Below are 6,891 nucleotides of genomic sequence, written 5' to 3' on the forward strand. Positions count from 1 at the left end.
GCGGCGGTTCCTGGGCGATGGCAAGCCTGCTGATCGCGGCGCTGGTCCTTGTGCCTGTCCTGGCCCTGGCCTGGCAGGCGGTGCAGGGCTCCGAGGGCTTGTGGTCCCACCTTGCCCGTCATGTCCTGCCCCATGCCCTGGGGCAGACGGTCATTCTGATGGCCGGGGTCGGCTTTCTGACGGCGACGATCGGCACCGGGGTCGCCTGGCTGGTCACGGCCTACGACTTTCCCGGCCGCCGTTCGCTGGAATGGGCGCTGCTGCTGCCCTTGGCCGTGCCGACCTATATCATCGCCTATGTCTACCTGGACATGCTGCATCCGCTTGGGCCCTTCCAGTCGGCGGTCAGGGCGGTTCTGGGCTTTGAAAGCCCGCGCGAGTTTCGCCTGCCCGACATCCGGTCGATGACAGGGGCGATCCTGCTGCTGGGCCTCGTGCTTTATCCCTACGTCTACCTGCCGGTGCGGGCGATGTTCATGACCCAGGCCGCAAACCTGGTCGAGGTCGCCCATACTCTCGGCACCACCCGGCGCCAGATCCTGTGGCGTGTCGCGCTGCCGCTGGCGCGTCCCGCCATTGCCGTCGGAACCAGCCTGGCCCTGATGGAGACGCTGAACGACATCGGCGCATCCGAGTTCCTGGGGGTGCGGTCGCTGACGATCTCGGTCTACACGACCTGGGTCACGCGGTCCGACCTGGCCGGAGCCGCGCAGATCGCCCTGGCGATGCTGCTGCTGGTCGTGGCTCTGGTCTCGCTGGAACGATGGGCGCGCCGGAAACAGCGCTATTCCGTCACGGCGCAACGCGCCCGCAGCATGGCACGCCAGCCGCTGAAGGGCGCTGCCCGATGGATGGCGTTCTGCATCTGCCTGCTTCCCGTCGTGCTGGGCTTCATCCTGCCGGCTGTCCATCTTGCCACCGAGGCGTGGGAGCGGTTCCAGTTCGCAGGCCTGTCCGCCCGACTTCTGGCCGAGGCGCGGAACACCTTTGTGCTGTCGGCCCTGGCAACCGCCGCCGTGCTGGCGTGCGGCCTTGTCGTCGCCTATGCCGCACGCCTGTTTCCGCAACGCGGGATGCAGGTCGTCCACCGGGTCGCTTCGCTGGGCTATGCGATGCCCGGGACGATCCTGGCGCTTGGCGTCCTGATCGCGGCAGGGGGGCTGGACCGCTGGATCGGCCATGTGGCCAGGGACATGCTGGGTGTCGATCCGGGCCTGTTGCTGATCGGATCGGGACTGGCGCTCGGCTATGCCTATCTCGCGCGCTTCCTGGCGATCTCGATAGGCTCGGTCGAGGCGGGACTGACCCGCATCCCGCGCAGCTATGACCATTCGGCGCGCACGCTGGGCCACGGGATCGGCAGCACGCTGCGCCACATCCACCTGCCGCTGTCCAGGGCGGCGGTCGCGGCGGCCGGGCTGCTGGTCTTTGTGGACTGCATGAAGGAACTGTCCGCGACCCTGCTGCTGCGACCCCTGAACTTCGAGACACTGGCCACGCATCTTTACGGCGAAGCGGCGCGCGGGACCTATGAGGAAGCCGCCGTTGCGGCCCTGGCCATCGTCGTCGTGGGCATCCTGCCCGTCATCCTGCTGGCGCGCGTCGGCCGCAGCAACGGCTAGGGGAACTGCGATACCGGGATCGGGGTGACCGTTGCACCATTGGCGTTGTCCCCGCTCGGACCCATGCGCCGTCCGGACTGGACCCTGGTTGGATCCGCCGGGTCACGCGTCATGCTCTACGGCAGGGGCGTTTATCGGCCCCGAGGCCCGTCATGGAAAGGGACACATCCATCCCTCTGCAAGCATCAGGCCCGCACCGCCCCGCAAGATCGCGGCTGATGGTGCTGCTTGATTGGGGCCGCGATCGCCGCGCCGGCCACCATTGACCTTGCGCCCGCCAAGGTGCCGGTGCTGCCTTCGGCCTTTGCCCAAGCCCGGGGCAGCGGTGAGGGCGGGAACCATGGTCGCGGCAGTGACGACCGGGGGGCGGACGACCGTTTCGAGAGGATCGGGCGGAGTCGCCCGGAACCGGTGCATCCGGGTCAGCATCCGCGCGGCCAAGGCTGGGGCGACACGGCTTTCGCCTGCCATCGGGCGATCCAGGATGGCGACCAGTTCGGCGCCACCGATGCCCTTCAGCAGATAGCCCCTGGCCCCTTCCTCCAGCGCCGCAAGGACAGCGTCGCTGTCCTCGGACACGGTCAGCGTGACGATCACAGGCGGCAGTTCGTGCCGTGCAATCCGGTCCAGGGCGCCAAGGCCGCTCTGCGGCATCGACAGGTCCCGAAGGATCATCTCCGGCGTCCGCCGTGCCGCCTGGTCGACCGCCTCGGCGCCCGACGCCGCGGTTCCCATGACCTCGAACCGACCGCTTTCCGCCAGGGTTCTCGCCACCCCTTTGCGGAACAGCGGATGGTCATCGGCAACCAGAACCCGATGCCTGCTCATGTCCTCACCTCCATCCACAGGTCCACATGGCCATTCTCGTGCTCAAGGCCGACGTGCCCACCCAGAGGCCCCGGCCCGGTCACGCAGCCCGCTGAGGCCAAGGCGGGGGGTTGCTGTCCGGCGCCAGGCCGGGACCATGATCCCCAACGCTCAACCGCAGGCCAGCCGCGCCGGTCGAGAGGATGACCGTCAAATGCGCGCCGGAGGCATGGCGACGGACATTGTTCAGCCCCCCTTGGGCAAACCGGAACAGGCAGACCTGCAGGGCAGGCGCCGGTGGCGCCATGCCGTCCCCCTCGACGACCAGATCGACAGGACGGCCGGTTCGTTCCTGATGCGCCTCCGCCGTCATGTGGATGATCTGCGCCGCCGAAAGGCCGGCAATCTGCGGCAGAAGACTGCCCGCTTCGGCACGGATCTCCGTCATGGCCTGCTCCAGTGCCTTGCGGACCTCTTGAAGTTCGTCGGGAGGACGATCCAGATCGCGGCGCTGTGCCTCGATCGTGCGGCTGGCTCCGTAGACAATACCGTAAAGCAGCAATCCCGGCGTCGATACGGTGGGAAGGTCCATCCGAGCAGGTCGGGATCGGACGCTTCGATCACCAGTCCACCAGGTCGCCAGATCCCGAGAACAGGGCCCGGTTTCCCATGGGGGGCGGGGCGGGCAGCACCTCTTGCAGGGCACGCCGCATGGCAGGAGAGGGAGCCGTGCCGCCGACATATTCCGCGACCAGGGGATGCACGATCGGGATTGCTGGACTGACGTCCGCCTGGATCGTTGTCCGGGCATCATGCACGGGCAAGGGCTTCCGGGCGAACTCCCGCCGCGACAGGCTTCTGCCGCGATGCCCTCCCGGATATTGCGGCCCGGGACACCATCGCGACGCCGGCACCCCGGGCAGGATCGGCGCTTGCGCCGTTTCGCCAGCCCCAACGCGCCAAGCCCCGCCGCAGGGGTGGGAGCCGGGGCCGGGGCGGGCGTGTCGGCCGCCACTTGCGAGACCGAAGCGCTTCCCGACGTGACGCGGAAGAACAGTAGAGGCTGTTCTTCGCGCCGGTGAGGGTGGCTTCCGTGACGACATTGCCGAACGACTGAGGGTTCCAGCCATAGCCGAGGTCCCCGCCGCCATTTGCATGAACGGTGTTGGACGCGCGGGTCCTGGGCATACAGGCCAGGACTGCGGGCACAGCGTGTCCGAGAACCCGTAGCTGTAGGAGAACGAACCGTCGGTGCTGCCCGGCGTGATCCTGAACGTCCCCCTGCGCAAGAGCGAACTCGAAGACGATGCAGTCGTTCTGTTTCATCCGGACCACATCGACGGTCGCGGCGGAAGCCGCTCCGGCTAGGGAGGTGAAAGAGAGGGGCGGCAGCAAGAAAGGATCTCATGCCCGCTTGACCCATCCTCTACTGTCCTATCGGTCAGGCCGGGGTCATCCCGCCGTTCGCAACGGGCGCAAGGCCCAAGCCGGCAGCCGGCCCTCCGGCATCAACCTGCCGCCCAGGGATCGGAGGGACGGGCAGCGGGGCGGTTCATGGCCTCACGTCCCCCCGTCTCTGCGGGCCTTAATCGCGCCCGAGCCAAGCGGGGTGCGCAGGCGCTGAACACCATCGGCAGCGGCGCCGACGCGATCCGGGTGCAGACCCCGCGCGCCAAGACTGCCGAGACCAGGGTGGGCAAGGTCCGCACCTGCGGAAAGCGGGAGCAAGGCTTGGCCATCTCCGCACCACCGCCGGAGACGGGTCGCAGGTGGACGCCAGGAATGCGCATGGAAAACCGCCGGAAGCGCACCTCGGCAATGTCGGACGCAGCGTTTCCGGCCCTTCGCGCGTTCCGTTCCGAAGGGCCTCGCTCGGGGCCGTTTCTGGGCCTGTCGGGCCCGCCAAACAGCTTGCACAGCAGGAACAGGCGATCATGACCCAAGACACCCGCGATGCCCGTCCTCGCCTCCTGTCGATCGCCGCCGTTGTCCCGCCCCACGGCCTGAGCCAGGACGACATCCTGCATGAGGCCCGCGGCCTTCTGCAGACGCGCTTCGCGCAGTTCGAGCGTCTCGCCCCCGCCTTCCGCAACGCGGGCATCGACAAGCGTCACTCGGTGGTGCCGCTGGACTGGTTCCGCCAGCCGCACGGCTGGGTGGACCGGACCGCGGCTTTCGCTGCGGGGGCAGGCAGCCTGTTCCGGGATGCGGCGCGCAAGGCCCTGGATCAGGCGGACCTTCGCGCGGACCAGGTTGACGTCGTCGTCACCGTCTGCTCGACCGGGATCGTCACGCCCACGCTCGAGGCGCTCGTGGCCCGCGACATGGGCTTCCGGTCCGACGTCATGCGCGTGCCCGTCTTCGGGCTGGGCTGCGCGGGGGGCGTGTCGGGCCTGTCCCTTGCGGCTGAACTGGCGGCAGCGCGCCCGGACGCCGTGGTGCTGCTGGTCGCGGTCGAGACCTGCACGCTGTTGTTCCGTCTTGACCGGCTGGCCAAGGCCGACATCATCGCCACCGCCCTGTTCGGCGATGGCGCCGCCGCCGTCGTGCTGCGGGCGGGCGCGGCCCGGGACGACGGGCGGCCCCGCATCGGGCGGGGGCTTCAGCACATGTGGCCCGATACTCTGGACATCATGGGCTGGACAGTCGAGGAAACCGGCCTGGGCGTGATCTTCGACCGCTCGATCCCCGAGTTCGCCGAGGCCGAGCTGCGCACCGCCCTCGAAAGCCTGGCTCCCGTCCGGGCCGTGGACCGCTACGTCTGCCATCCCGGCGGCGCGAAGGTCATCACCGCGCTTGAGGCGACGCTGGACCTGGCACCCGGAACGCTTGACGCCGAACGTCGGGTGCTGGCGGAAAACGGCAACATGTCCGCACCCACCGTCCTGTTCGTGTTGGCCGAGGTGCTGCGCAAGGAACCGCCCCCGAAGCTGATGGCGCTGGCGCTGGGACCGGGCTTCACGCTGTCGGCCCTTCCGATCACGGTGGCCTAGCATGGGCCAGCACCTGCCCGCCCTGGCCTTCATCGCGTTTCTTCTGCTCCAGCGTGGAGCAGAGCTGATCCTTGCCCGGCGCAACACCCGCAGGCTTCTGGCCCGGGGGGCGGTCGAACACGGCGCCGCGCATTATCCGCTGATCGTCGCCATGCACGCGGCCTGGCTTCTGGCGATCGCGGCCCTCGGCTGGTCGAACCCGGTCAGCCCGGGCTGGCTGGCCGCCTTCGCGGTCCTGCAGGTCCTGCGGATCTGGGTGCTGGCGAGCCTCGGGTCCCGGTGGACGACCCGCATCATCGTCCTGGACGAACCGCTGGTGGCGCGCGGCCCGTATCGTTGGGTCCCGCACCCCAACTACCTCGTGGTCATTGCCGAGATCCTGGTGGCCCCGATGGTCCTGGGCCTTTGGCCGGTCGCCCTGGTCTTCACGCTGCTGAACGCCCTGGTCCTGCGCATCCGCATCCGCGAGGAAGCCCGCGCCCTGGGGCTGTACGCGCGCGGCTGACAGGTCTACCTGCCGTTGCCGGTGGTCGAAAGGCCTTCCCGTTCTGGGCTTCCCACCCATTGTTTCTGAGCCTTTTACATGATTCAGGCTCTGCAAGGAGACCTGAAGGATAAGCAATCTTTACTGGCTGAGCGACGCGCAGATGGAGCGCTTGAAGCCCTTCTTTCCGAAAAGCCATGGCAATCCGAGGGTCGATGATCGACGGGTGCCCAGCGGCATGATCTTCGTCAATCGCAATGGGCTGAGATGGTGCGACGCACCCAGGGAGTATGGCCCGGCCAAGTCCCCCTACAACCGCTGGAAGCGTTGGAGCGACAATGGCGGCTTTGCCCGGATCATGACGGCCCTGGCCGCTGAGAGTGCCGAGAGCAAGACGATCATGATCGATGCGACCGACCTGGAAGCGTATCGCGCGGCGTCCAGCCTGGGTGCAAAGAAAGGGGACGCGGGCGGCAGATCGGGCGCACCAAGGTGGCATGAACACCAGGTTGCATGCTGTCACCAACGCCAAGGGTCGCCCGGTCCGGTTCTTCATGTCCGCGCTGAGGGATGTTCTCCAGTTAAGGGGAAATAAGAAACTTCTTAATATCAATGCACTGCCTGCTGCATTAATCTGTTTTCGGACTTGATCGAGTTTTGATTGAAGCACCCTTTCTCAGAAGCACGGCGGGCCATTCTGAGGCTCGCGAGCAGGCATGATAACGGTTTTATTTCCTGCATACATACCGGTAGCAGGACATTACCAGTCTGAACGACACGAGGCCGTCAGCCAGATATGCTCATCATCGTGCCCGCGACGCCGCGAATCGCCTGAAGGTCTGCTACTGGAAAGCCGCATCGCCGCCTTGTAGCCGGCCTGACCGTCTGCTCTGGGCCTAGCCTGTGTGGAAACTCTCCGCACCGGGACTGGTGTGTGCTCGGATTGGGCGTAGCACTGCAGAAGCGCGGTCGGCACATAAAGAGC

The 6,891-nt window shown here is 67.4% G+C and carries 6 protein-coding genes and 1 pseudogene; 4 read left to right on the forward strand and 3 right to left on the reverse strand.

All coding sequences use genetic code 11. The features are described from left to right. The first annotated feature begins 17 nt into the window (after window positions 1–17). Window positions 18–1,622, forward strand: a complete 1,605-nt coding sequence (locus J0F76_RS13975; RefSeq protein WP_207470348.1) for an ABC transporter permease — start codon at window positions 18–20, stop codon at window positions 1,620–1,622. Between the two features lie 150 nt (window positions 1,623–1,772). On the opposite strand, the gene J0F76_RS13980 is transcribed toward J0F76_RS13975, so the two are convergent. From J0F76_RS13980 to J0F76_RS13990, 3 genes are all read right to left on the reverse strand, one after another. After that, window positions 1,773–2,450 carry a response regulator gene (locus tag J0F76_RS13980; RefSeq protein WP_207470349.1) on the reverse strand — a complete coding sequence of 226 codons (678 nt, stop codon included), beginning with the start codon at window positions 2,448–2,450 and terminating at the stop codon, window positions 1,773–1,775. 79 nt (window positions 2,451–2,529) lie between these two features. Continuing rightward, entirely contained in the window at window positions 2,530–3,021 is a 492-nt protein-coding gene (locus J0F76_RS13985; protein ID WP_207470350.1) for a sensor histidine kinase, read from the reverse strand. Window positions 3,022–3,049: 28 nt separating this feature from the next. Then, window positions 3,050–3,247 (reverse strand): hypothetical protein, encoded by a 198-nt coding sequence (locus J0F76_RS13990; RefSeq protein WP_207470351.1) that lies wholly within the window; start codon window positions 3,245–3,247, stop codon window positions 3,050–3,052. A 1,116-nt stretch (window positions 3,248–4,363) separates the two neighbouring features. Here J0F76_RS13990 and J0F76_RS13995 point away from each other — a divergent pair. The 3 genes and pseudogenes from J0F76_RS13995 to J0F76_RS14005 form a co-directional block, all read left to right on the forward strand. Further along, window positions 4,364–5,422: a type III polyketide synthase gene (locus J0F76_RS13995; protein WP_207470352.1), complete on the forward strand. Its 1,059-nt coding sequence runs from the start codon at window positions 4,364–4,366 to the stop codon at window positions 5,420–5,422. Window position 5,423: 1 nt separating this feature from the next. Continuing rightward, window positions 5,424–5,927, forward strand: coding sequence for an isoprenylcysteine carboxyl methyltransferase family protein (locus J0F76_RS14000; RefSeq protein ID WP_207470353.1), 504 nt, complete (start codon window positions 5,424–5,426; stop codon window positions 5,925–5,927). Window positions 5,928–6,036: 109 nt separating this feature from the next. After that, window positions 6,037–6,469 (forward strand): annotated as a pseudogene (locus tag J0F76_RS14005) (IS5 family transposase); the annotation flags it as partial. Window positions 6,470–6,891 lie beyond the last annotated feature (422 nt).

This window comes from Paracoccus fontiphilus (genome assembly GCF_017356265.1).
In the GTDB taxonomy this organism is placed as follows: Bacteria; Pseudomonadota; Alphaproteobacteria; order Rhodobacterales; family Rhodobacteraceae; genus Paracoccus; species Paracoccus fontiphilus.

What these genes read in the sequence shown, in the direction of transcription:
- J0F76_RS13975 (WP_207470348.1), top strand. Translation starts at nt 18, where the DNA reads ATGGCAAGCCTGCTGATCGCGGCGCTGGTCCTTGTGCCTGTCCTGGCC.
- J0F76_RS13980 (WP_207470349.1), bottom strand. Translation starts at nt 2,450, where the DNA reads ATGAGCAGGCATCGGGTTCTGGTTGCCGATGACCATCCGCTGTTCCGC.
- J0F76_RS13985 (WP_207470350.1), bottom strand. Translation starts at nt 3,021, where the DNA reads ATGGACCTTCCCACCGTATCGACGCCGGGATTGCTGCTTTACGGTATT.
- J0F76_RS13995 (WP_207470352.1), top strand. Translation starts at nt 4,364, where the DNA reads ATGACCCAAGACACCCGCGATGCCCGTCCTCGCCTCCTGTCGATCGCC.
- J0F76_RS14000 (WP_207470353.1), top strand. Translation starts at nt 5,424, where the DNA reads ATGGGCCAGCACCTGCCCGCCCTGGCCTTCATCGCGTTTCTTCTGCTC.